The sequence below is a fragment of the Streptomyces sp. NPDC085460 genome (genome assembly GCF_044541975.1).
GTDB lineage: Bacteria > Actinomycetota > Actinomycetes > Streptomycetales > Streptomycetaceae > Streptomyces.
Genome location: NZ_JBITTO010000015.1, coordinates 62,673 through 86,092, shown reverse-complemented (window position 1 = coordinate 86,092; position 23,420 = coordinate 62,673). Strand labels below are relative to the sequence as shown.

Annotated in this window: 17 protein-coding genes; 13 read left to right on the top strand and 4 right to left on the bottom strand. The window is 73.6% G+C overall.

Annotated elements, in window-relative coordinates:
• Positions 1-29 precede the first annotated feature (29 nt).
• Complete coding sequence (gene miaB / locus ACIGHB_RS30690) at positions 30-1,559, top strand: tRNA (N6-isopentenyl adenosine(37)-C2)-methylthiotransferase MiaB (protein WP_360315151.1); 1,530 nt, start codon at positions 30-32, stop codon at positions 1,557-1,559.
• Positions 1,560-1,623: 64 nt separating this feature from the next.
• Positions 1,624-2,424: a class III extradiol dioxygenase subunit B-like domain-containing protein gene (locus ACIGHB_RS30685; protein ID WP_360315149.1), complete on the top strand. Its 801-nt coding sequence runs from the start codon at positions 1,624-1,626 to the stop codon at positions 2,422-2,424.
• Positions 2,425-2,500: 76 nt separating this feature from the next.
• Here ACIGHB_RS30685 and ACIGHB_RS30680 read toward each other — a convergent pair whose 3' ends face one another.
• Positions 2,501-2,815, bottom strand: coding sequence for an antitoxin (locus tag ACIGHB_RS30680; protein ID WP_360315147.1), 315 nt, complete (start codon positions 2,813-2,815; stop codon positions 2,501-2,503).
• A gap of 55 nt (positions 2,816-2,870) precedes the next feature.
• Entirely contained in the window at positions 2,871-3,323 is a 453-nt protein-coding gene (locus tag ACIGHB_RS30675) for a hypothetical protein (protein WP_399917606.1), read from the bottom strand.
• A gap of 170 nt (positions 3,324-3,493) precedes the next feature.
• Between ACIGHB_RS30675 and miaA the strand changes: the two genes are divergently transcribed.
• The 6 genes from miaA to hflX all read left to right on the top strand — a co-directional run bounded on the left by miaA (position 3,494) and on the right by hflX (position 11,866).
• Positions 3,494-4,432: a tRNA (adenosine(37)-N6)-dimethylallyltransferase MiaA gene (miaA, locus tag ACIGHB_RS30670; protein WP_360315143.1), complete on the top strand. Its 939-nt coding sequence runs from the start codon at positions 3,494-3,496 to the stop codon at positions 4,430-4,432.
• A gap of 108 nt (positions 4,433-4,540) precedes the next feature.
• Complete coding sequence (locus tag ACIGHB_RS30665; protein WP_360315195.1) at positions 4,541-4,993, top strand: hypothetical protein; 453 nt, start codon at positions 4,541-4,543, stop codon at positions 4,991-4,993.
• A gap of 203 nt (positions 4,994-5,196) precedes the next feature.
• Positions 5,197-6,072: a diaminopimelate epimerase gene (gene dapF, locus ACIGHB_RS30660; protein ID WP_399917604.1), complete on the top strand. Its 876-nt coding sequence runs from the start codon at positions 5,197-5,199 to the stop codon at positions 6,070-6,072.
• Between the two features lie 188 nt (positions 6,073-6,260).
• The gene (locus ACIGHB_RS30655; RefSeq protein WP_399917602.1) at positions 6,261-8,390 is read left to right on the top strand and encodes a RelA/SpoT family protein; all 2,130 of its coding nucleotides are present in this window, start codon (positions 6,261-6,263) and stop codon (positions 8,388-8,390) included.
• A gap of 302 nt (positions 8,391-8,692) precedes the next feature.
• Positions 8,693-10,210, top strand: a complete 1,518-nt coding sequence (locus ACIGHB_RS30650; RefSeq protein ID WP_399917600.1) for a M1 family metallopeptidase — start codon at positions 8,693-8,695, stop codon at positions 10,208-10,210.
• A 144-nt stretch (positions 10,211-10,354) separates the two neighbouring features.
• On the top strand, positions 10,355-11,866 hold the full coding sequence (gene hflX / locus ACIGHB_RS30645) for a GTPase HflX (protein ID WP_360315135.1): 1,512 nt from the start codon (positions 10,355-10,357) through the stop codon (positions 11,864-11,866).
• Between the two features lie 91 nt (positions 11,867-11,957).
• On the opposite strand, the gene ACIGHB_RS30640 is transcribed toward hflX, so the two are convergent.
• Both ACIGHB_RS30640 and ACIGHB_RS30635 read right to left on the bottom strand, forming a co-directional pair.
• Complete coding sequence (locus tag ACIGHB_RS30640) at positions 11,958-13,157, bottom strand: hypothetical protein (protein WP_360315133.1); 1,200 nt, start codon at positions 13,155-13,157, stop codon at positions 11,958-11,960.
• A gap of 96 nt (positions 13,158-13,253) precedes the next feature.
• A complete protein-coding gene (locus ACIGHB_RS30635) occupies positions 13,254-14,429 on the bottom strand; it encodes a hypothetical protein (protein WP_360315131.1) in 1,176 nt (391 codons plus the stop codon).
• 686 nt (positions 14,430-15,115) lie between these two features.
• On the opposite strand from ACIGHB_RS30635, the gene ACIGHB_RS30630 reads away from it, so the two are divergent.
• From ACIGHB_RS30630 to ACIGHB_RS30610, 5 genes are all read left to right on the top strand, one after another.
• Positions 15,116-16,483: a diaminobutyrate--2-oxoglutarate transaminase family protein gene (locus ACIGHB_RS30630; protein WP_399917597.1), complete on the top strand. Its 1,368-nt coding sequence runs from the start codon at positions 15,116-15,118 to the stop codon at positions 16,481-16,483.
• 38 nt (positions 16,484-16,521) lie between these two features.
• Positions 16,522-18,399: an IucA/IucC family protein gene (locus ACIGHB_RS30625; RefSeq protein WP_399917595.1), complete on the top strand. Its 1,878-nt coding sequence runs from the start codon at positions 16,522-16,524 to the stop codon at positions 18,397-18,399.
• 110 nt (positions 18,400-18,509) lie between these two features.
• Positions 18,510-19,406 (top strand): GNAT family N-acetyltransferase, encoded by an 897-nt coding sequence (locus ACIGHB_RS30620; protein ID WP_399917593.1) that lies wholly within the window; start codon positions 18,510-18,512, stop codon positions 19,404-19,406.
• Positions 19,407-19,526: 120 nt separating this feature from the next.
• Positions 19,527-21,302 (top strand): IucA/IucC family protein, encoded by a 1,776-nt coding sequence (locus ACIGHB_RS30615; RefSeq protein ID WP_399917655.1) that lies wholly within the window; start codon positions 19,527-19,529, stop codon positions 21,300-21,302.
• Between the two features lie 50 nt (positions 21,303-21,352).
• Complete coding sequence (locus ACIGHB_RS30610; protein WP_388882389.1) at positions 21,353-23,326, top strand: ATP-dependent DNA helicase; 1,974 nt, start codon at positions 21,353-21,355, stop codon at positions 23,324-23,326.
• The last annotated feature ends 94 nt before the right edge of the window (positions 23,327-23,420 follow it).

The window sequence follows — 23,420 nt, the reverse complement described above, 5'->3', positions numbered from 1 at the left end:
CCCACCGGGGACCGCCTACTCTTGGATGCATGACCAGCAGCAGCGACCGGAGTCTCACAGTGGGCATCGAAGGACCGAAGACCTACGACATTCGCACCTACGGGTGCCAGATGAACGTCCACGACTCCGAGCGGCTCTCCGGTCTGCTGGAAGAGGCGGGTTACGTCCGCGCCCCCAAGGAGGCCGACGGCGCCGACGTCGTCGTCTTCAACACCTGCGCGGTCCGCGAGAACGCCGACAACAAGCTGTACGGCAACCTCGGCCACCTCGCTCCCATGAAGACCGCGCGCCCCGGCATGCAGATCGCCGTCGGCGGCTGCCTCGCCCAGAAGGACCGCGACACCATCGTCCAGCGCGCCCCCTGGGTCGACGTGGTCTTCGGCACCCACAACATCGGCAAGCTGCCCGTCCTCCTGGAGCGCGCCCGCGTCCAGCAGGAGGCGCAGGTCGAGATCGCCGAGTCGCTGGAGGCGTTCCCCTCCACGCTGCCGACCCGCCGCGAGTCGGCGTACGCGGCCTGGGTCTCGATCTCGGTCGGCTGCAACAACACCTGCACCTTCTGCATCGTCCCGGCGCTGCGCGGCAAGGAGGAGGACCGCCGCCCCGGCGACATCCTCGCCGAGATCGAGGCGCTGGTCGCCGAGGGCGTCTCCGAGATCACCCTGCTCGGCCAGAACGTGAACGCGTACGGCTCCGACCTCGGCGACCGCGAGGCGTTCAGCAAGCTGCTCCGCGCCTGCGGCACCATCGAGGGCCTGGAGCGGGTCCGCTTCACCTCCCCGCACCCGCGCGACTTCACCGACGACGTCATCGCCGCCATGGCCGAGACGCCGAACGTGATGCCGCAGCTGCACATGCCGCTCCAGTCCGGCTCGGACCCGATCCTCAAGGCCATGCGCCGCTCCTACCGCCAGGAGCGCTTCCTCGGGATCATCGAGAAGGTGCGCGCCGCGATCCCGCACGCCGCCATCTCCACCGACATCATCGTGGGCTTCCCCGGCGAGACCGAGGAGGACTTCGAGCAGACCATGCACGTGGTCCGCGAGGCGCGCTTCGCCAACGCCTTCACCTTCCAGTACTCCAAGCGCCCCGGGACCCCGGCCGCCGAGATGGACGGCCAGATCCCCAAGGCGGTCGTGCAGGCCCGCTACGAGCGCCTGGTCGCCCTCCAGGAGGAGATCTCCTGGGACGAGAACAAGAAGCAGGTCGGCCGCACCCTCGACGTCATGGTCGCCGAGGGCGAGGGGCGCAAGGACGGCGCCACCCACCGTCTCTCCGGCCGCGCGCCCGACAACCGGCTCGTGCACTTCACCAAGCCCGACGAGGACGTCCGCCCCGGCGACGTGGTGACCGTCGAGATCACCTACGCCGCCCCGCACCACCTCCTCGCCGAGGGCCCGACCACCGCCGTCCGCCGCACCCGCGCGGGCGACGCCTGGGAGAAGCGCACCGCCGCTGCCGCCGCCAAGCCGGCCGGCGTCCTCCTCGGCCTCCCCAAGATCGGCGTCCCGGAGCCCCTCCCGACCGCCGACGTCCCGGCCTGCGGGGCGGCGCACTGACGAGGGCGGACTGACGAGGGCGCACTGACGAGGGCGGACTGACACGGGCAGTAGGCTGCGGATCATGCTTGTCGCCGCAGCCGTGTGTCCCTGCCCGCCGCTCCTCGTGCCCGAGGTCGCGAGCGGCGCCGCTCCCGAGCTGGAGGCCGTGCGGACGCACTGCGCGGACGCCCTCGGGGTGCTCGCCGCCGCCCGGCCCGACCGGCTCCTCGTCGTCGGGCCGACCCCTACGGGCGCCGCCCAGGGCACCTTCCCGGCCGGTTCCACCGGCTCCTTCGCCGGATTCGGCGTGGACCTGACCGTACGGCTCGGCGAGGGCGCCGGTGGCCGCCCGCTGCCGGCCTCGCTCGCCGTCGGCGCCTGGCTCCTCTCCCGTACCGACCGGGCCGACATCCGGGCCGACGAAGGGGCCGACCGGGCCGACAACCGGGCCGAGCGGGCCGACGACGGTAGCGAACGGGCCGACGCGGCCGACCGTGCGGACGTGCCGGTCGAGGGGTTCGGGATCGACGAGCGGGCCACGGCCGAGGAGTGCGCCGAGACCGGCCGGAGGCTCGCCGCCTCGGGCGAACGGGTCGCGCTGCTCGTCCTGGGCGACGGCAGCGCCTGCCGGACGGTGAAGGCCCCCGGCTACCTCGACGAGCGCGCCGCCGGCTTCGACGCCGAGGCCGCGCGGGTCCTGGGCTCCGCCGACGTGCCCGGAGTCCTCGCGCTCGACGCCGGCCTCGCGTACGAACTGAAGGCGGCGGGACGCGCCCCCTGGCAGGTCCTCGCGGGCGCGGCCGAGGGCGCCGGGCTGACCGGGCGGCTGCTGCACGAGGACGCCCCGTACGGCGTCGAGTACCTGGTCGCCGTCTGGTCGTAGCGGACGCCCGAGAACGCCGGACGGGCGGTGGTCGTGGAGGGTGTCCTCCACGACCACCGCCCGTCCGTGCGTGACCTCAGGAGGCCGGCGGCGCGGGAGGCGTCGGAGGCGTCGGAGGCGGGGGAGTGCCGTCGCCGGGAGTACCGGCGCCGGGCGTGCCGTCGGCGCCCGGCTTGCCGTCCTCCCTGTGCCCGATCCGGTCGATGGCATCCTTCGCCTTGCCGGTACCGGACTGGATCTTCTCGCTGTACTTGCCCTTGGTCTTCTCGTCGACCATCTTCGCGGCCTTGTCCAGGCCGTGGTCGATCTTGTCCCCGTGCTGCTGCGCGAGGTCCGAGACCTTGTCCTTGGCCGGGCCCAGCTTGGCCTTCAGTGAATCCAGGAGACCCATGCGGCACCTCTCCGTGTCCGTGTTCTGACCGTTCTGGCCGTTCTGCCTGCTCTGCCTACCTGTGGGCGGCTTCGCCGGTCCCGCTCTCCGTGTGCGAGGCCGGGTCCGCCTCGGGGTCCGTACCCGAGTCCGGGTCCGCCTCCCCACCCGATCCCACCTCAGGACTCGCGTCCGCGGCGGTCTCGGCCGACTGCTGTCGCGGAATCTCCACGACCTCCACGGCCTCCACGCCCTCCTCGGCCTCCACGCCCTCGACGGCCGACTCCGTCTCGGACTCCCCAACGGACTCGGGGGCGGAATCCGAAGCGGTCTCGGGGGCGGAGTCGCGAGCGGCCTCGGGGGCGGTCACTCCCGCGACGGGCACCCGGGTCACCGGACCGTCGTCCGCGTCGGCCTCCACCGCCGCGGCCGGCGCGTCGGCCTCCGCCACCGGGGACTCCGGGGAGACCTCGGCCACGTCCTCCGCCGTTCCCTTCTTCTTCCGGCGAAACATTGCGAAAACGCCCATATTCACTCCATAGCGTACTCGTCAGGGGGTGCCGCGCGGGGGACCGACGGCCGGAACCCGGCCGGAACACCAGGGGAACCCGGCCGGAACCACGCACGGGCAACGAACCCCTCACCCGCTTGTCACGTCGCTCGTTCGGGGACGCCCCGGGGGTTTGCGAGACTGGGACGGTGAGAAGCGCAGCTCCCGCACCGCGGGTCATCGCCGTCGTCGGCCCCACGGCGGCCGGAAAGTCCGATCTGGGTGTGTTCCTGGCTCAGCAGCTCGGCGGCGAGGTCGTCAACGCCGACTCGATGCAGCTCTACCGCGGGATGGACATCGGCACCGCCAAACTGACGCCGGAGGAGCGCGGCGGCGTCCCCCACCACCTCCTCGACATCTGGGACGTCACCGAGGCCGCCAGCGTCGCCGAGTACCAGCGCCTCGCCCGCGCCGAGATCGACCGGCTGCTCGCCGAGGGCCGCACTCCCGTCCTGGTCGGCGGCTCCGGCCTGTACGTACGCGGCGCCGTGGACGCCCTGGAGTTCCCCGGCACCGACCCCGAGGTCCGGGCCCGGCTGGAGGCCGAGCTCGACGAGCGCGGTTCCGGCGTCCTGCACGCCCGGCTCGCCGCCGCCGACCCCGAGGCGGCCCGCGCGATCCTCCCGAGCAACGGCCGCAGGATCGTCCGCGCCCTGGAGGTCATCGAGATCACAGGGAAGCCCTTCACCGCCAACCTGCCCGGTCACGAGTCGGTCTACGACACGGTCCAGATCGGCGTCGACGTGGCCCGCCCCGAACTCGACGAGCGCATCACCACGCGCGTGGACCGCATGTGGGAGGCCGGACTCGTGGACGAGGTCCGCGCCCTGGAGGCGCGCGGCCTGCGCGAGGGGCGTACGGCCTCCCGCGCGCTCGGCTACCAGCAGGTGCTCGCGGCGCTCGCGGGGGAGTGCACCGAGGACGAGGCGCGCGCCGAGACCGTGCGCGCCACCAAGCGCTTCGCCCGCCGCCAGGACTCCTGGTTCCGCCGCGACCCGCGCGTCCACTGGCTCAGCGGCGCCGCCGATCACCGCGGGGAACTCCCGCGGGAGGCGCTGTCGTTGGTCGAACGAGCGGTTACAGCCTGATCACGTGATGGCATCGGGACGCCCTGCCCGTCATTTCAGCGGTCGTGAGCGTGCCATCATCGAGCATCGATCGACCAAGTGGAGTCCGAGTTGGGAGGGCGCGTGGCGATGGAGGCCGGCCCTCGTGACAGAGAACAGCACGAGTCGGTCCCCGGGGATGCCCCGGGGCTGACGCCCGACGGACCCGACGACGCCGTGGGCTCCGCGGTCGAGATCGACGCGGGTGAGGTCGAGGTCGAGCTGCGCCCGCGGCGCCTGCTGAGGATCTGGCAGCTCGCCCCGATCGTGGGACTCGCCGCCGTGGGCTCCCTGATGTTCGCCTTCCCCCTGGCCTTCGGCTCGGGCGACGGCGGAGCGGTCGTCGCGATGCTCGGCCTGCTCATCAGCTTCTGCGCGGCCGGCTGGGGCATGATGGCCGCCCGCAAGGTCGGCTACACCTGGCCGGGGCTGCCGCAGCGCGGCTCCGGCGAGCGGCCGGACTGGCGGGTGCTCGCCCTGTACGTGACCACCATCGCGGCCCTCGTCGCGCTCGCCGTCTGGCGCGTCGCCCGCCTCCGCTGACGTCGCTGGGGCTCCTGGGCCTGCTGGACCCGTTGGACCTGCTGGGGCCCCTGGGCCCGCTCGGCCCGCTGGACCCGCTGGGCCCCTCGGGTTCCGTACGCCCCACCGGCCGGCCCTGTGGACAACTCCGGCGCGGACGTCTCCCCGGACCGCCCTGTGGACAACCGGAACGGGTGTCCGGGCGGCACCGTACAGTTGATCTCGTGACCAGCACGCAGACCACACCGCTCCGCTACCTCAAGGGCCACGGCACCGAGAACGACTTCGTGATCGTCCCCGACGCGGAGAACGAGATCGACCTGCCCCCCGCCCTCGTCGCCCGGCTCTGCGACCGCCGCGCCGGTCTCGGCGGCGACGGCGTGCTGCACGTCGTGCGCAGCGCCGCCCACCCCGAGGCCCGCGCCATGGCCGGCGAGGCCGAATGGTTCATGGACTACCGGAACGCCGACGGCTCCGTGGCCGAGATGTGCGGCAACGGCGTCCGGGTCTTCGCCCGCTACCTGGAGCACGCGGGACACGTCGGCGCCGGCGAGGTCGCCGTCGCCACCCGCGGCGGGGTCAAGCGCGTCCACCTCGACAAGGACGGCTCCGTCACCGTCTCCATGGGCCGCGCCGCCCTCCCCGAGGCGGGCGTCACGGTCGCCGTCGACGGCCGCAGCTGGCCCGCGCGGAACGTGAACATGGGCAACCCCCACGCGGTCGCCTTCGTCGAGGACCTCGCGCACGCGGGCACGCTGCACGACGAGCCGCCGTACGAGCCCGCGTCGGTCTACCCGGACGGGGTCAACATCGAGTTCGTCGTGGACCGGGGCCCCCGCCACGTCGCCATGCGGGTCCACGAGCGCGGCGCCTCCGAGACCCGCTCCTGCGGCACCGGTGCCTGCGCCGTCGCCGTCGCCGCCGCCCGCCGCGACGGCGCGGACCCCGCCGAGACCGGCGCCCCGGTCACGTACACCGTCGACGTCCTCGGCGGCACCCTCGTCATCACCGAGCACCCCGACGGGGAGATCGAGATGACGGGCCCGGCCGTCATCGTCGCCGAGGGCACCCTGGAACCCTCCTGGCTCGCCCAGGGCTGAGCCGCCACGCGGCGGGAGCGGCGCGAAATCGAAACAGTCAACGACTCTCGTGTCGCTCGAATGGGTGATCCGATTCACGCTGGGCGAGAGCGTGACTGCACCGCGTGGTGGGGTCGGTAGCATCAAGCACCGGCCCCCCGGGCTCTCCCCGCCCGTCCACCGCCGGTCGACGTCGCCGGAGGTGCCCCATGAGCGCAGAGGCCACGAACCCCGTGAGCGCGGTTGACGCCGCGGCCACCGACACGGGCGTCCGCAGGCGCGGACGCGCCCGGCTGGATCTGCGGAGGCTCGGCCGGGCCGCCCTGCTCGGCGCCACCGCGGGACCCACCCCGCGCGACCGGCTGCCCGACGCCATCAGCCACGTCGCCGAGGCGCACCGGGCCCACCATCCCGAGGCCGACCTGTCCGTGCTGCGCCGGGCGTACGTGCTCGCCGAGTCCTCGCACCGGGGACAGTTCCGCAAGAGCGGCGAGCCGTACATCACCCATCCGCTCGCCGTCACCCTGATCCTCGCGGAGCTCGGCGCCGAGACCACCACCCTGACCGCCTCCCTCCTCCACGACACCGTCGAGGACACCGAAGTGACGCTCGATCAGGTACGCCGTGAGTTCGGCGACGAGGTCGCGTACCTCGTCGACGGCGTCACCAAGGTGGAGAAGATCGACTACGGCGCCGCCGCCGAGCCCGAGACCTTCCGCAAGATGCTCCTCGCCACCGGCGACGACGTCCGCGTCATGTCGATCAAACTCGCCGACCGGCTCCACAACATGCGCACGCTCGGCGTGATGCGCCCCGAGAAACAGGCCCGGATCGCCAAGGTCACCCGGGACGTCCTCATCCCCCTCGCCGAACGGCTCGGCGTCCAGGCCCTCAAGACCGAACTGGAAGACCTGGTCTTCGCGATCCTCCACCCCGAGGAGTACGAGACCACCCGCGCGCTCATCGCCGACGCCACCGGCTCCGGCTCCCCCGACGCGCTCGCCGACGTCGCCGAACAGGTCGGCGCCGTCCTGCGCGCGGCGGACATCGCCGCCGAAGTCCTCGTCCGCCCACGCCACTTCGTCTCCGTCCACCGCGTCCGCCTCAAGCGTGGCGAGCTGCGCGGCTGCGACTTCGGGCGACTGCTCGTCCTCGTCGCCGAGGACGCCGACTGCTACGCCGTCCTCGGTGAACTCCACACCTGCTTCACGCCGCTGATCTCGGAGTTCAAGGACTTCATCGCGGCCCCCAAGTTCAACCTGTACCAGTCGCTGCACACCGCGATCGCCGCGCCCGACGGAGGCGTCGCTGAAGTCCTCATCCGCACCCACCGCATGCACAAGGTCGCCGAGGCCGGAGTCGTCGCCCTCGGCAGCCCCTACGGCACCGCCGAGCCCTCCGAGAGCGACGGCCCCGCCGAGGACGGCGAGCGCACCGACCCCACCCGGCCCGGCTGGCTCGCCCGCCTCCTCGACTGGCAGGAGTCCGCCCCCGACCCCGACACCTTCTGGAGCTCGCTCCGCGCCGACCTCGCCGAGGACCGCGAGATCACCGTCTTCCGGGCCGACGGCGGGACCCTGGGGCTCCCCGCCGGCGCCACCTGCGTCGACGCCGCCTACGCCCAGCACGGCTACGCCGCCCACGCCTGCCTCGGCGCCCGCGTCAACGGCCGGCTCGCCCCGCTGAGCACGGTGCTCTCCGACGGTGACACCGTGCAGCTCCTCCTCGCCCAGGACAGCGGCTCCGGACCCTCCCCGGCCTGGCTCGACCACGCCCGTACCCCCGCCGCCCGGATCGCCATCACCGGCTGGCTCCAGGCACATCCGGACGCCGCCGCCCAGCCCGCCGCCGCCCCCCGCGCGCCGCTCAGCGTGGCCGCCGACCGCAGCTCCGGCGCGGAGCTCCACGCCGACGTCGACGGCCCGCCCGCCCCGGTGCGCCCGGCCGGCTGCTGCACGCCCGTGCCCCCCGACACGATCACCGGGTTCCGGGTCCGGGGCGGCGCCGTCACCGCCCACCGCACCGGCTGTCCCGCCGTGGCCGTCATGCACCGGCTCGGCCGGGCCGCCGTCCCCGTCCGCTGGGGCGACGCCGCCCACTGCCGGGTCACCCTCGTCGCCGAATCCTTCGGCCGCCCCGGCCTGCTCGCCGACCTCACCGAGGCCATCGCCACGGCCGGCGCGGAGGTCGTCTCCGCCACGGTCGAGCCACCGAGCGAGCAACGGGTCCGCCACACGTACACCCTGCAACTCGCCGACGCCGCCGAACTCCCCCACCTGATGCGCGCCATGCGCGCCGTCCCCGGCGTCTACGACGTAGCCCGAACCCACCGCCTCTGACCCAACCGTCCTCGCTCTCCCCCCACCGGCCCCCTCCACCGCCCGCCCCTGCGCGCCCTCGGCCCGCACCCGCCGCCCGGCCCCGTACGCCCCCGGCCTGTGCCCATACCCGGCCCCGTACGCCCTCCGGCCCGCGTCCGCGCCCGCCGCCCGAGCCCGGCCTCGTACGCCCTCCGACCCGCGCCCGCGCCGCCTCCGCACGCACTCCCGCCCCGCGCGCCCCCCTCCGGGTGACACCTTCGGGTGGTGGGCGCGCGCGTCGGGCGGGGGAGGGGGGTGGGGTGCTGGTAGCCCTGGGGGCCATGGCGCACACTTCCCCGCCCCTCCCGCCGGCCCCCACCGCCGCCGGCGGCACCGCGCGCCGGCCGGTCCGCCGGCCCTGGCTCCGGTCCGCCGTCCTCGTCGCCGCCTCCGCCGGCCTGATCGCCGCCGCGCTGCCGGCCCCGGCACCGCTCGGCATCGGCGACCCGCTCTTCCCGCACCTCGGCAACCCCGGCTACGACGTCCTCGCGTACGACATCGCCCTCACCTACTCCGGCGTGAACACCGAACCGCTCGCCGCCGTCACCCGCGTCGACGCCCTCGCCACCACCGACCTCGACCGGCTCCACCTCGACTTCACCCACGGCACGGTCTCCGCCGTCACCGTCGACGGCCTCCCCGCCGCCCACGAGACCAGCGGCGAGGACCTGGTCGTCACCCCGGCCGCCCCCATCGACGCCGGCGAAACCGTCACCGTCACCGTCCGCCACACCAGCGACCCGCGCGGCCCCGCCGCAAGCGGCGGCTGGGTCCGCACCTCCGACGGACTCGCCATGGCCAACCAGGCCGACGCCGCCCACCGGGTCTTCCCCTCCAACGACCACCCCTCCGACAAGGCCGCCTTCACCTTCCGGATCACCGCCCCGCGCGAGCTCACCGCCGTCGCCAACGGCCTCCCCGCAGGCCGCGCCGACCACGGCGCCACCACCACCTGGACCTACCGCACCCGCCACCCCATGGCCACCGAGCTCGCCCAGGTCTCCATCGGCCGCTCCACCGTCCTGCACCGCACCGGCCCCCGCTCCCTCCCGATCCGGGACGTCGTCCGCACCGAGGACCGCGAGACCCTGGAGCCCTGGCTGCGCCGGACCCCCGGCCACCTGGAGTGGATGGAGGGCAAGGTCGGCCCGTACCCCTTCGAGACGTACGGCGTGCTGGTCGCCGACGCCACCACCGGCTTCGAGCTGGAGACCCAGACCCTCTCCCTCTTCGAACGCCGCCTCTTCACCGACCCCCGCTTCCCCGAGTGGTACGTGGACGCGGTCATGGTCCACGAACTCGCCCACCAGTGGTTCGGCGACAGCGTCTCCCCGCACCGGTGGTCCGACCTCTGGCTCAACGAGGGCCACGCCAGCTGGTACGAGGCGCTGTACGCCGACGAGAAGCACGGCCGTTCCCTGGAGCAGCGGATGAAGGCCGCGTACGCCGCCTCCGACGGCTGGCGCGCGAACGGCGGGCCGCCCGCCGAGCCGCGCCCGCCCACGCCCGGCACCAAGCTCAGCCTCTTCCGGCCCGTCGTCTACGACGGCAGCGCACTCGTCCTCTACGCCCTCCGGCACGAGATCGGCACCGACGCCTTCGACCGGCTGCAACGCCGCTGGGTCGCCGGACACCGCGACGGCACCGCCTCCACCGCCGACTTCACGGCCCTGGCCGAACAGGTCTCCGGACGCGAGCTCGACGCCTTCTTCACCGGCTGGCTGTACGGCGAGAAGACCCCGCCCATGCCCGGCCACCCGGACTGGCGCAGCGCCCCGCCCGCCGCCCCGGACCGCTGAGGAAAGCCGGGGAAACCCGGGTGACGGGCGCGGGGCGGCCGTGTCACCATTTTCGGGTCGGCGACGCGGCCGCGCCCCGAGGGAATCTTCCCGGGCCGCCGCACGTTGTACCGATGCCACCGTTCCGACCGACGTAAGGATCCAATGACCTCCTCTTCTTCCCCTTCCCAGGACGAGCAGAGCTTCGCGGACGAGCAGAGCTTCACGCAGTCGCGCCGCACCGAGAGCCTTCGGGCCGATGCCCTGATGGAAGAGGACGTCGCCTGGAGCCACGAGATCGACGGAGAGCGGGACGGCGACCAGTTCGACCGCTCCGAGCGCGCCGCGCTGCGCCGTGTCGTCGGCCTCTCCACCGAGCTCGAGGACGTCACCGAGGTCGAGTACCGACAGCTGCGCCTGGAGCGCGTCGTGCTCGTCGGCGTCTGGACCTCGGGGACCGTCGGGGACGCCGAGAACTCCCTCGCGGAGCTCGCCGCCCTCGCCGAGACGGCGGGCGCCCTCGTCCTCGACGGCGTCATCCAGCGCCGCGACAAGCCCGACCCGGCCACCTTCATCGGTTCCGGCAAGGCCCAGGAGCTCCGGGACATCGTCGTCGAGACCGGCGCCGACACCGTCGTCTGCGACGGCGAGCTCAGCCCTGGCCAGCTCATCGCCCTCGAAGACGTCGTCAAGGTCAAGGTGGTCGACCGGACCGCCCTGATCCTCGACATCTTCGCCCAGCACGCCAAGTCCCGAGAGGGCAAGGCGCAGGTCGCCCTCGCGCAGATGCAGTACATGCTGCCGCGCCTGCGCGGCTGGGGTCAGTCGCTCTCCCGGCAGATGGGTGGCGGCGGCGGTGGCGGCATGGCCACCCGTGGTCCCGGTGAGACCAAGATCGAGACCGACCGGCGCCGTATCCGCGAGAAGATGGCGAAGATGCGCCGGGAGATCGCGGAGATGAAGACCGGCCGCGACATCAAGCGGCAGGAGCGCCGCCGCAACAAGGTGCCGTCGGTCGCCATCGCCGGCTACACCAACGCCGGCAAGTCCTCCCTGCTCAACCGCCTCACGGGCGCCGGCGTCCTGGTGGAGAACGCGCTGTTCGCCACCCTCGACCCGACCGTCCGCCGGGCCGAGACGCCGTCCGGCCGGGTGTACACCCTGGCCGACACCGTCGGCTTCGTCCGGCACCTGCCGCACCACCTGGTCGAGGCGTTCCGCTCCACCATGGAGGAGGTCGCCGACGCCGACCTCATCCTGCACGTGGTGGACGGCTCGCACCCCGCCCCGGAGGAGCAGCTGGCCGCCGTGCGCGAGGTCTTCCGCGACGTCGGCGCGGTGAACGTGCCGGAGATCGTGATCGTCAACAAGGCCGACGCGGCCGACCCGCTGGTCCTCCAGCGGCTGCTCCGCGTCGAGAAGCACTCCATGGCCGTCTCCGCCCGCTCGGGCGAGGGCATCGAGGAGCTGCTCGCCCTGATCGACCGCGAGCTGCCGCGCCCCGAGGTGGAGATCGAGGTCCTCCTGCCGTACACGCAGGGCGGTCTCGTCTCCCGTGTCCACGCCGAGGGCGAGATGCTCTCCGAGGAGCACACCAACGAGGGCACCCTGGTCAAGGCCCGGGTGCACGAGGAACTGGCGGCGGCACTCGCGCCGTACGTGCCCGCCGCGCACTGAGCACGGACCGTACGAGGGCGCCGGCCCCCACCCCTTGATCAGGGTGGGGGCCGGCGCCCTCGTCACGTTCTGCGCGCTCCGCGCGAGCGCGTCAGCGGGCGAACTTCTTGCTGACCATGTCGTACGCGGCCTTGGCACCCCGGCCGAGCTGCGGACCGGCCAGCCAGCCGTTGCCCCGCGCCGGGCCGATCGAGGTGTTCGACACCAGCGCCGTCTTCCCGCCCGGCAGCGCCCGGAACCAGCCGCCGCCCGACGAGCCCGCCGTCATCGTGCAGCCGATCCGGTACATCACCGGCGTCGCCGGCGCCACCGTGAGCCGAGAGGCCCCGGTCAGGCACTTGTGCATGATCACACCGTTGTACGGGGCCGCCTGCGGGTAGCCCCAGGCCCCCACGGTCCCGGCCCGGGCCGGCGCCGGGGCCGAGAAGTCGACCGGCAGCGCCGCGCCGACGGTCTCCTCCAGCGACTTGCCGCCGCGCTGCGGCTGCACGTGCAGAACGGCGTAGTCGTACGGCCACGCCTGGTCCGTGCCACCGCGCTGGATCCACTCGCCCGAGGTCACCGCCCAGTCCGCCCAGTACTGGCCGTACGGGTAGACCTCGTGCGACTGCGCGCCGCGCAGCGCGGCCGGCGACTTGCCCAGGTCGTTGAAGGCGGGGACGAAGGTGATGTTGCGGTACCAGCCGCCGCGCTTCCCGGCGTGCACACAGTGCCCGGCCGTCCAGACCAGGTTCGACCTTCCGGGCCGGCGCGGGTCCTTCACGATCGTGCCCGAGCAGACCATCGACCCCTGCGGGGAATCGAAGAAGATCTTGCCGACCGGGGCGGCGTTGCGGTGGTACGGCGTCTTCTCCCGCTGCGCCGTCACCGGACGCGGCACCGGATCGGAGCCGGAGGCCCCGGCCTGCGCGGTGATCGTCGGGTCCGGGCTCTTCGCCGACTGCATGCGCGCCGGGTCCCACAGGTCCTCGATGACCGGGTTGACGAAGTCCTCGGCCTCGCGCAGCCAGCTGGCGGTGTCCCAGTCCTTCCACCCGCCCCGCTTCCACGCGTCGACGTCGACGCCGTGCTTCTTCAGCTTGTCGGCCAGCTCCCCGGCGAGCCCGCCCGCGTCGGCCCCGGTCCCGTCGGCCCCGGTCCCGCCGTCGCCCGCCTCGGCCGGAGCGGAGCTGCTCGCCCCGTCGGCCGGCTTGTCCTGGGCCTGCGTTCCGCCGGGCCCGCAGGCCGTGACGGTCAGCGCGAGCACCGTCGCCACGCCGAGGGCGCCGGGTATGAGTCGTACAGAGCGCATGTGGTGATGTCCCCCTGGAAGGTGTCCTGAGCGAGCGGAGGGAGGCGGGACCGAGCGGTCCCGCCTCCCTCCGCTCACACGCCGTGGTGCACCGGCCTACTGGCCGGCGTACTTCTTGCTGACCTCGTCGAAGATCGCCTTGGCCTCCGGGCCGAGACGCGGTCCCGCCAGCCAGCCGGCCGTCGACGGGCCGATCGAGGTGTTCGACACCAGCGCCGGCTGCCCGTCCTTGCCGGCGGCGACCCAGCCGCCACCCGACGAACCGGCCGTCATCGTGCAGCCGATGCGGTACATGGTGGGCTGCTCCGCCTTCAGCGACAGCCGGCCCGGCTTGTCCGCGCACTGGAACATCTTCTGGCCGTCGAAGGGCGGCGCCGCCGGGTAGCCGGTCGCGGTCATGTCCGCGATCTTCGGCACCGCCGGGGCGTTGAAGTCGACCGGCAGGGCCGTACCGACGGTCTCCTCCAGCGACTTGCCGGACGAGCCCTTCTCCGGGGTCACCTGGATGACCGCGAAGTCGTACGGGGCGCCCGCGCCGCCGGTGGACGCGCCCTGGGCGATCCACTCGTCGGAGGTCTTCACCCAGTCCGCCCACCACACGCCGTACGGCGCGATCTGCTCGCGCGTGGCCTTCTCCAGGGCGGAGGTCTCCATCGCGTCGTCGTTGTAGGAGGGGACGAAGGCGATGTTGCGGTACCAGCCGCCCTGCTTGCCCTTGTGGACGCAGTGACCGGCGGTCCACACGAGGTTGGACTTGCCCGGGTGGGCCGGGTCCTTCACGACCGTCGCCGAGCAGACCATGGAACCGTCGGGCCCGTCGAAGAACACCTTGCCGGACGCGGGCGAGTTGGCGTGGTACTTCGCCGGGACGGCCTTCGCCTTCACCGGGTCGGGCGTCGGGTCGGTGACGCCCTCGTCGCCCGAGATGTCCTCCTCCTCGACCGGGCGCTCGGGACGCTCGGCGTCCCTCATCCGGTCCGGGTCCCAGAGGTCCTCGATGATCGGGTTGACGAAGTCCTTCGCCTCACGGAGCCACTTGTCCTTGTCCCAGTTCCTCCACTCGCCGTCGCGCCACTTGTCGATGTCGATCCCGTGGTCCTTCAGCCGCTGCTTCAGGTCCTCCGGAATCTTGATCTTGTCGACCGGGTTCTCGTTCACCGGCGCGCTGGGCTTGTCTCCCGCGTTCTCCTCGCTCGGGCCGCAGGCCGTCGCGGTGAGCGTCAGCGCCGCGACGGCGGACGCCGCCATCAGCAGCGGACGAATCGATCGCATCTCGTGATCCCCCTGGGACTACGTCAACTGGTGCATGTCTGAGCTTCGGTCGCACTCGTGTCCGGGTGGACACGGGAACGACGGCCCCCACTATGCCGGTGCCGGAGGGGACGGTACGCGCCCCGCCCGCGGTTCCGGAGCCGGTACCGCCGTTGCCATGCCGTGATCCGCGACACGCCAAGGATCTTGCCTCCGGCCCGTGTTCCCCGGCAGTTCCCGTCGTTGGTACGTACGGGGGACACAACGACACCGCCCGGAACGGCCTTTGGGCGCGGTCCGGCGGCCCACCGATGTGCAACGCAACTGTTATCGCGGGAGGACACCGAGCCGTGGCCGTCACCGAATCAGCGCCAGCCACCGCCCCCACCCGCCCCCCGACCCAACCCCCACCCCAGGACCCGACCCCGAAGACACCCCGGCCTCCGACTGCGGAGGCGACCCGTACTCCGACCCTGGGGGCGTCACCGGCCCAGGCCCCGGAGACATCCGCGACCGTGGGGCCGGCCACGCTCGCGGGGGCGGCGCCCGCCCCGGAGACGCCTTCGGCCGTGGGGCCGGCCCCGCTTCGGGAGGCGACCTCACCCGTCGGGGCCGCGGCCCCGCACGCGGAGGCGGCCACCGGAGACCAGAGGGCGGCGGGGGAGGCGAGGAAGCCCGCGGCCTCGACCCGGCGCGGATACGGCACCGTGGCCGGCGGCGGCTACGAGGCCATTCTGCGGCGGCAGGCCCAGCGCGAGTCCAGCGCCCGTACCTACGCCCGCTCACTGCCGATCGTCCCGGTCCGCGCCCGCGGCCTGACCATCGAGGGCGCCGACGGCCGCCGCTACCTCGACTGCCTCTCCGGCGCCGGCACCCTCGCCCTGGGCCACAACCACCCGGTCGTCCTCGAAGCCATCCACCGGGTCCTCGACTCCGGAGCCCCCCTCCACGTCCTCGACCTCGCGACCCCCGTCAAGGACGCGTTCACCTCCGAACTCTTCGCCACCCTCCCCCCGGACCTCGCCGCCGACGCCCGCATCCAGTTCTGCGGCCCCGCCGGGACCGACGCCGTCGAGGCCGCCCTGAAGCTGGTCCGCACCGCCACCGGCCGCAGCGGCCTGTTCGCCTTCACCGGCGCCTACCACGGCATGACCACCGGCGCCCTCGCCGCCTCCGGCGGCGCCGAGGACGTCCGCGTCACCCGCCTCCCGTACCCCCAGTCCTATCGCTGCCCCTACGGCGTCGGCGGGGACCGCGGCGCCGAACTCTCCGCCCGCTGGACCGAGACCCTCCTCGACGACCCCAAGAGCGGCGTCACCACCCCCGCCGGGATGATCGTCGAGGCCGTCCAGGGCGAAGGCGGCGTCCTCCCCGCCCCCGACGCCTGGATGCGCCGCATGCGGGCCATCACCGCCCGGCACTCCATCCCCCTCGTCGTCGACGAGGTCCAGACCGGCGTCGGCCGCACCGGCGCCTTCTGGGCCGTCGAGCACAGCGGAGTCGTCCCCGACGTGATGGTTCTCTCCAAGGCCATCGGCGGCTCCCTCCCCCTCGCCGTCGTCGTGTACCGCTCCGGGCTCGACGCCTGGGAGCCCGGTGCCCACGCCGGCACCTTCCGCGGCAACCAGCTCGCCATGGCCGCCGGCACCGCCACGCTCGCGTACGTCCGCGAGAACCGGCTCGCCGACCGGGCCGTCACCCTCGGCGCCCGGATGCTCGGCCGGCTCCAGGGCCTCCAGGCCGCCCACCCCTGCGTCGGCGACGTACGCGGCCGCGGCCTCATGCTCGGCGTCGAGCTCGTCGACCCCGGAGCCGCCGCACCCGACGACCTCGCCCCGCCCGCCGCCCCGGCGCTCGCCCGCGCCGTCCGGCGCGAATGCCTGGCCCGCGGCCTCATCGTCGAACTCGGCGGCCGGCACTCCGCCGTCGTACGCCTCCTCCCTCCGCTCACCCTCACCGACGAGCAGGCCACCGCGGTCCTGGACCGCTTCGCCGACGCCCTCGCCGCCGCCGAGCGGGCCCACGTCCCGCGGCCGCCGGCCCCCCACCGGCCCGTCCCCGGCCCGTCCCACTGACCCGGACCGCCCCCGGCCCCCTCTCCAAGGAAACCCGCGTGAACGCCACCCCCACCTCCCAGGTGCCCGAGACCGAGACCCACCGCGACGCCGAGGAGCGCACGGTCCCGCGCCAGCACACCGGCCCCGACGCCCTCCGGCCGGCCCACGCCGGAGCCGCTCCCGCCGTGAGCCCGCACCGACCCGACGCCACGGCCGCCGACCCGCTCGACGACCCCGACCCCCAGCGGGCCGCCGACACCGCCGCCATCGAGAACCTCCTCCGCTGCTGGGTCAGGGAGAAGAACCTCCCCGCCCCCGCCACGGCCACCCTCCGCGTCCCCCTCGACGCCAGCGGCACCGCCCTCCTCGTCCCCGTCCGCTATTGGTCGCCCACCGGCTGGCACCGCTTCGGCACCCCCACCCTGGAGGGCCTCCCCTCCAGCGGCCCGGCCGTCGACGCCGTCACCCTCGCCGCCCTCCTCAGCCGCGAGACCGGCCGCGCCGAGGCCACCGAACTCGTCGGCCGCGTCGCCGACTCCGCCCGCCGCACCGCCGACTTCCTCACCGCCCGCCGCCGCGACCCCCGGCCCCACCCCGACGCCGACCTTTTCCTCGCCGCCGAACAGTCCCTCCTCCTCGGCCACCCGCTCCACCCCACCCCCAAGAGCCGCGAAGGACTCTCCGAGGCCGAGGCCCGCCTCTACTCGCCCGAACTCCACGGCTCCTTCCCCCTCCACTGGTTCGCCGTCGACCACTCCCTCCTCGTCTCCGACTCCGCCTGGACCGAACAGGGCCGCCCCGTCACCGCCGAACAGCTCGCCACCGGCCTCGCCGAAGGACTCGCCCATCCCACCGGTACCTCCCCCCTGCCCCTGCACCCCTGGCAGGCCCGCGAACTCCTCCACCGCCCCGACGTCCGCGCCCTCGTCGACCAGGGCCTCCTCCACGACCTGGGCCCGCACGGCAGCCACTGGCACCCCACCTCCTCCGTCCGCACCGTCCACCGCCCCGGCGCCCGTGCCATGCTCAAGCTCTCCCTCGGCCTGCGCATCACCAACTCCCGCCGCGAGAACCTTCGCAAGGAACTCCACCGCGGCGTCGAGGTCCACCGCCTCCTGCGCACCGGCCTCGTCGACGACTGGCAGGCCGCCCACCCCGGCTTCGACATCGTCCGCGACCCCGCCTGGCTGGCCGTCGACGCCCCCGACGGCACCCCCGTGCCCGGACTCGACCTGATGATCCGGCACAACCCCTTCGGCCCCGGCGACGACGCCGTCTGCCTCGCGGCCCTCACCGCCCCCCGCCCCCGGCCCGGCACCACCGGCATGGGATCCCGTCTCGCCGACCTCATCGGCCACCTCTCCGCCCGCACCGGCCGCCCCGCCGCCGCCGTCTCCGCCGAGTGGTTCCTCCGCTACCTCGACCACGTCGTCCGCCCCGTCCTCTGGCTCGACGGCCACGCCGGCATCGCCCTGGAAGCCCACCAGCAGAACACCCTCGTCCTCCTCGACGCCGACGGCTGGCCCACCGGCGGCCGCTACCGCGACAACCAGGGCTACTACTTCCGCGAGTCCCACCGGGCCGAGCTGGAGAGCCGCCTCCCCGGCATCGGCACCCACAGCGACACCTTCGTCTCCGACCAGGTCACCGACGAGCGCTTCGCCTACTACCTCGGCATCAACAACGTGCTCGGCCTGATCGGAGCCTTCGGCGCCCAGCACCTCGCCGACGAGCGGATCCTGCTCGCCGCCTTCCGCTCCTTCCTCACCTCCGCCACCGGCCTCGGCTCCCCCCTCCCGCACCGCCTCCTCGAAGCGGCCACCCTCCGCAGCAAGGCCAACCTCCTCACCCGCCTCCACGGCCTCGACGAACTCGTCGGCCCCGTGGACACCCAGTCCGTCTACGTCACCATCACCAACCCCCTCCGCGCCTGACCCCCCTGGCGGCCCACCACCGGCCCACCACCAGCCGTCTCGGCCCCGTCCGCCGGCGCACCCCCGACCACCCACCGCGGGGACGCCCACGAACCATGGAAGACCCGCCCATGTCCATACATCCGGACCACAGACACGACGTCGGCACCCCAGCAGCCGACCACCCACCGGCCGAACCGACGGGCGACGACACCCTCGACCTCCGCGTCGACGACCTCGTCGCCCTCCTCACCGCAGCCCGGCCCACCACAGTCCCCACCACAGTCCCCGCAACCGGCCCCGGAGCCGACCCCACCACCGGCGCCGGCCCCGGAACCGACCCCACCACCGGCATCGGCCCCGACCCGAAGCCCGGCCCCGCAACCGGCCCGAGCCCGAGCCCGAGCCCGAGCGCGGTCCGTGGCACCGATGCCGCCGTCGAGGGCCGCCTCGACGGCGACCTGCTCGATGCCGTCGCCTCCTGGGCGCCGGTGCCCACCCGCTTCGGCAGCTTCCGCCTGGTCCCCGTCCGTCCGAGCCGCGACCTGCCCCTCCTCACCCGGTGGATGAACGACCCCGCCGTCGACGCCTTCTGGGAACTCGCCGGACCCGAGACCGTCACCGCCGACCACGTCCGCGCCCAGCTCGAAGGCGACGGCCGCAGCGTCCCCTGCCTCGGCGTGCTCGACTCCACCCCGATGAGCTACTTCGAGATCTACCGCGCCGACCTCGACCCGGTCGCCCGCGCCTACCCGGCCCGCCCGCACGACACGGGGATCCATCTCCTCCTCGGAGGCACCAGGGACCGCGGCCGAGGAGTCGGCACCACCCTCCTTCGGGCCGTGGCCGATCTCGTCCTCGACCACCGTCCCCGCTGCACCCGCGTCGTCGCCGAACCCGACATCCGCAACACCCCCTCCGTCTCGGCCTTCCTCAGCGCCGGCTTCCGCTACGCCGCGGAGATCGACCTGCCCGACAAACGAGCCGCGCTCATGATCCGTGACCGGGCCCTCCGTCACGTTCTGTGAACACCCTCTGTCTTTGATACACCGCTCGACCCACACCGGTTCCCACTTCGAGGAGTCTTTGTGACGCCGTCCCCAGCACCCCACGACTCCGCACGACCCGCGGCGGCACCCGCCCCCGAGCTGCTCGCGCCCCCCGAGCTGCTCGCGCCCCCCGAGCTCAACCCCGCCGCCTGGACCCGCGCCTCCGCCCGCACCCTCGCGAAGGCCCTCGGCGAGTTCGCCTACGAGGAGATCATCGAACCCGTCCCTACCGACGGTGACACCCCCGGCCGGTACGCCCTCACCCTCGACGACGGCAGCACCCTCGCGTTCACCGCCCGCCGGGGCGCCTACGGCAGCTGGCGCGTCTCACCCGACACCGTCACCCACGACGACCGGACGCTCACCGACCCCCTCGTCCTGCTCGTCGGCGCCCGCCGCCTCCTCGGCCTCGACGGCGCCACCCTCGGCCACCTCATCCGCGAGCTCTCCACCACCCTCACCGCCGATGCCCGCCTCGACCACACCGCGCTCACCGCCGACCGCCTCGCCGACCTCGCGTACGCCGACCTCGAAGGCCACCAGACGGGGCACCCGTGGCTCGTCCTCAACAAGGGCCGCATCGGCTTCTCCGCGGGCGACGCGGCCCACTGGGCCCCCGAAGCCCGCCGCGCCACCCGCCTCCCGTGGATCGCGGTCAGCAACCGCCTCGCCGCCTACCGCGGCGTTCCGGGACTCGACACCCCCGACCGCCTCTACGCCCGCGAGCTCGACCCGCCCGTCCGGGAGGCGTTCCGCGCCGAGCTCACCGCCCGCGGCCTCGACCCCGACGCGTACCTGCTGCTCCCCGTCCACCCCTGGCAGTGGGACGAGATCCTGCTCCCGCTCTACGCCCCCGCCATCGCCTCCGGTGCCATCGTCCCGCTCCCCGCCGACGGCGACCTCCGTCTGCCGCAGCAGTCCATCCGTACCTTCCTCAACACCAGCCGCCCCGACCGGCACACCGTCAAACTCCCGCTCTCCGTCCTCAACACCCTCGTCTGGCGCGGCCTCCCCACCGAGCGCACCCTCGCCGCCCCCGCCGTCACCGCCTGGGTCCACGGCCTGCGCGACGCCGACCCCTTCCTCCACGACGACTGCGGCGTGATCCTCCTCGGCGAGGTCGCCTCCGTCACCGTCGAGCACCCCCTGTACGACCGGCTGCCCGAAGTCCCGTACCAGTACAAGGAACTTCTCGGCGCGATCTGGCGCGAGCCGCTCCGTCTGCCGCCGGGGCAACGCGCCCGCACCCTCGCCGCCCTGCTCCACACCGACCCCGACGGCCGCGCCTTCGTCGCCGCCCTCGTCGAGCGCTCCGGCCTGGCCCCCGCCGTCTGGCTGCGGCGCCTCTTCGCCGCGCTGCTGCCTCCCCTGCTCCACTTCCTCTACCGCTACGGCACCGTCTTCTCCCCGCACGGCGAGAACGCGATCGTCGTCTACGACGAGCAGGACGTCCCCGTCCGCCTGGCGATCAAGGACTTCGTCGACGACGTCAACATCAGCGCCCATCCGATCCCCGAGCACGACACGATGCCCGAGGACGTCCGCGCCGTCCTCCTCAGCGAGGAGCCCGGCTTCCTCACCCAGTTCATCCATTCGGGGCTCTTCGTCGGCGTCTTCCGCTACCTCGCCCCGCTGTGCGAGGAACAACTCGACGTACCCGAGGCGGACTTCTGGGCCCTCGTCCGCGCCGAGATCCTCCGCCACCAGGAGCGCTTCCCCGAGCTGAAGGACCGGTTCGAGCTCTTCGACCTGCTCACCCCGCGGATCGAACGGCTCTGCCTCAACCGCAACCGGCTGCACATGGACGGCTACCGGGACCGCTCCGAACGCCCGCACGCCGCCGTCCACGGCACCGTCCCGAACCCCCTCGCGTGATCCGCGGGAGTGCCCCCGCTGTCAGCGGCGCCCCGTAGGCTGGGAACGCTATGACGAAGCCATCCCTCCCCGACCTCCTCCACGCCGCCGTCGCCGCAGTCGGCGGTACGGAGCGGCCCGGCCAGGTCACCATGGCCGAGGCCGTGGCCGAGGCCATCGACGACAATTCCCACCTGCTCGTCCAGGCGGGCACCGGCACAGGAAAGTCGCTCGGCTACCTCGTGCCGGCGCTCGCGCACGGGGAGAGGGTGGTGGTGGCCACGGCCACCCTGGCGCTCCAGCGCCAGCTCGTCGAGCGCGACCTGCCCCGGACGGTCGACGCGCTGCACCCGCAGCTGCGCCGCCGCCCCCAGTTCGCCATGCTCAAGGGCCGGTCGAACTACCTGTGCCTGCACCGACTCCACGAGGGTGTCCCGCAGGACGAGGAGGACGGCCTCTTCGACGCCTTCGAAGCGGCCGCTCCCACCAGCAAGCTCGGCCAGGACCTGCTCCGGCTGCGCGACTGGGCGGACGAGACGGAGACCGGTGACCGGGACGACCTGACTCCCGGCGTCTCCGACCGGGCCTGGGCCCAGATCTCCGTCTCCTCCCGGGAATGTCTCGGCGCGAGCAAGTGCGCGTACGGGGCGGAGTGCTTCGCCGAGTCGGCCCGCGAGCGCGCCAAGCTCGCCGACGTCGTGGTCACCAACCACGCGCTCCTCGCGATCGACGCGATCGAAGGCGCTCCCGTGCTGCCCCAGCACGAGGTACTGATCGTGGACGAGGCCCACGAGCTGGTCTCCCGGGTCACCGGTGTCGCCACAGGAGAGCTCACCCCGGGCCAGGTGAACCGGGCGGTGCGCCGGGCCGCCAAGCTCGTGGACGAGAAGGTCGCCGACCAGCTCCAGACCGCCGCGGAGGGTTTCGAGCGGGTCATGGAGCTGGCGCTCCCGGGCCGCCTGGAGGAGATCCCGGAGGATCTGGCGTACGCGCTGATGGCGCTGCGTGACGCGGCACGCGCCGTGATCACCGCGCTGGGGAACACCCGGGACCGCTCGGTGCAGGACGAGGACGCGGTCCGCAAGCAGGCGATGGCCTCGGTCGAGACCGTGCACGGTGTCGCGGAGCGGATCACCCAGGGCTCCGAGTGGGACGTGGTCTGGTACGAGCGGCACGACCGCTTCGGCGCCTCGCTGCGGGTCGCGCCGCTCTCGGTCTCCGGGCTGCTGCGGGAGAAGCTCTTCAACGACCGCTCCGTCGTCCTCGCCTCGGCCACGCTCAAGCTCGGCGGCGACTTCAACGGGGTGGGCGCCTCACTGGGCCTCGCGCCCGAGGGGATCACCGGGGACGACCTGCCGGTCTGGAAGGGCATCGACGTCGGCTCCCCGTTCGACTACCCCAAGCAGGGCATCATGTACGTCGCCAAGCACCTGGCCAAGCCGGCCAGGGACGGCGACCGCGGCGACATGCTCGACGAACTCACCGAACTGATCCAGGCGGCCGGCGGCCGCACCCTGGGCCTCTTCTCCTCGATGCGGGCGGCACAGCTGGCGGCCGAGGAGCTGCGGACCCGGATCCCCGAGTTCCCGATCCTGCTCCAGGGCGAGGACACCCTGGGCGAGCTCATCAAGAACTTCGCCGCGGACCCGCGGACCTGCCTCTTCGGCACGCTGTCGCTCTGGCAGGGCGTGGACGTGCCGGGCGCCAGTTGTCAGCTGGTGGTCATGGACAAGATCCCCTTCCCGCGCCCCGACGATCCGCTGATGAGCGCCCGCCAGAAGGCGGTCGAGGAAGCCGGGGGAAACGGCTTCATGGCGGTGGCGGCGACGCACGCGGCACTGCTGATGGCCCAGGGCGCGGGCCGGCTGGTCCGGGCGACGGGCGACCGGGGCGTCGTGGCCGTACTGGACCAGCGGCTCGCCACCGCGCGGTACGGCAGCTACCTCAAGGCGTCCATGCCCGACTTCTGGTACACGACCGACCGCAATCAGGTACGCAAGTCGCTGGCCGCGATCGACGCGGTGGCGAAGGCGGACAGCGCCTGAGCTCAGGGGGCGCGGACGTACGTCCGGCCCCGGCGGAAGCCGGGGCCGGACGCGAGCCAGGAGAGTGGGACGTACAGCGGGCCCCGGAACCGGC

Excerpts from the sequence above, each read along its gene's own strand:
- miaB (WP_360315151.1), top strand. The coding sequence starts at position 30 with ATGACCAGCAGCAGCGACCGGAGTCTCACAGTGGGCATCGAAGGACCG.
- ACIGHB_RS30685 (WP_360315149.1), top strand. The coding sequence starts at position 1,624 with ATGCTTGTCGCCGCAGCCGTGTGTCCCTGCCCGCCGCTCCTCGTGCCC.
- ACIGHB_RS30680 (WP_360315147.1), bottom strand. The coding sequence starts at position 2,815 with ATGGGTCTCCTGGATTCACTGAAGGCCAAGCTGGGCCCGGCCAAGGAC.
- ACIGHB_RS30675 (WP_399917606.1), bottom strand. The coding sequence starts at position 3,323 with ATGGGCGTTTTCGCAATGTTTCGCCGGAAGAAGAAGGGAACGGCGGAG.
- ACIGHB_RS30665 (WP_360315195.1), top strand. The coding sequence starts at position 4,541 with ATGGAGGCCGGCCCTCGTGACAGAGAACAGCACGAGTCGGTCCCCGGG.
- ACIGHB_RS30655 (WP_399917602.1), top strand. The coding sequence starts at position 6,261 with ATGAGCGCAGAGGCCACGAACCCCGTGAGCGCGGTTGACGCCGCGGCC.
- ACIGHB_RS30650 (WP_399917600.1), top strand. The coding sequence starts at position 8,693 with ATGGCGCACACTTCCCCGCCCCTCCCGCCGGCCCCCACCGCCGCCGGC.
- hflX (WP_360315135.1), top strand. The coding sequence starts at position 10,355 with ATGACCTCCTCTTCTTCCCCTTCCCAGGACGAGCAGAGCTTCGCGGAC.
- ACIGHB_RS30640 (WP_360315133.1), bottom strand. The coding sequence starts at position 13,157 with ATGCGCTCTGTACGACTCATACCCGGCGCCCTCGGCGTGGCGACGGTG.
- ACIGHB_RS30635 (WP_360315131.1), bottom strand. The coding sequence starts at position 14,429 with ATGCGATCGATTCGTCCGCTGCTGATGGCGGCGTCCGCCGTCGCGGCG.
- ACIGHB_RS30620 (WP_399917593.1), top strand. The coding sequence starts at position 18,510 with ATGTCCATACATCCGGACCACAGACACGACGTCGGCACCCCAGCAGCC.
- ACIGHB_RS30610 (WP_388882389.1), top strand. The coding sequence starts at position 21,353 with ATGACGAAGCCATCCCTCCCCGACCTCCTCCACGCCGCCGTCGCCGCA.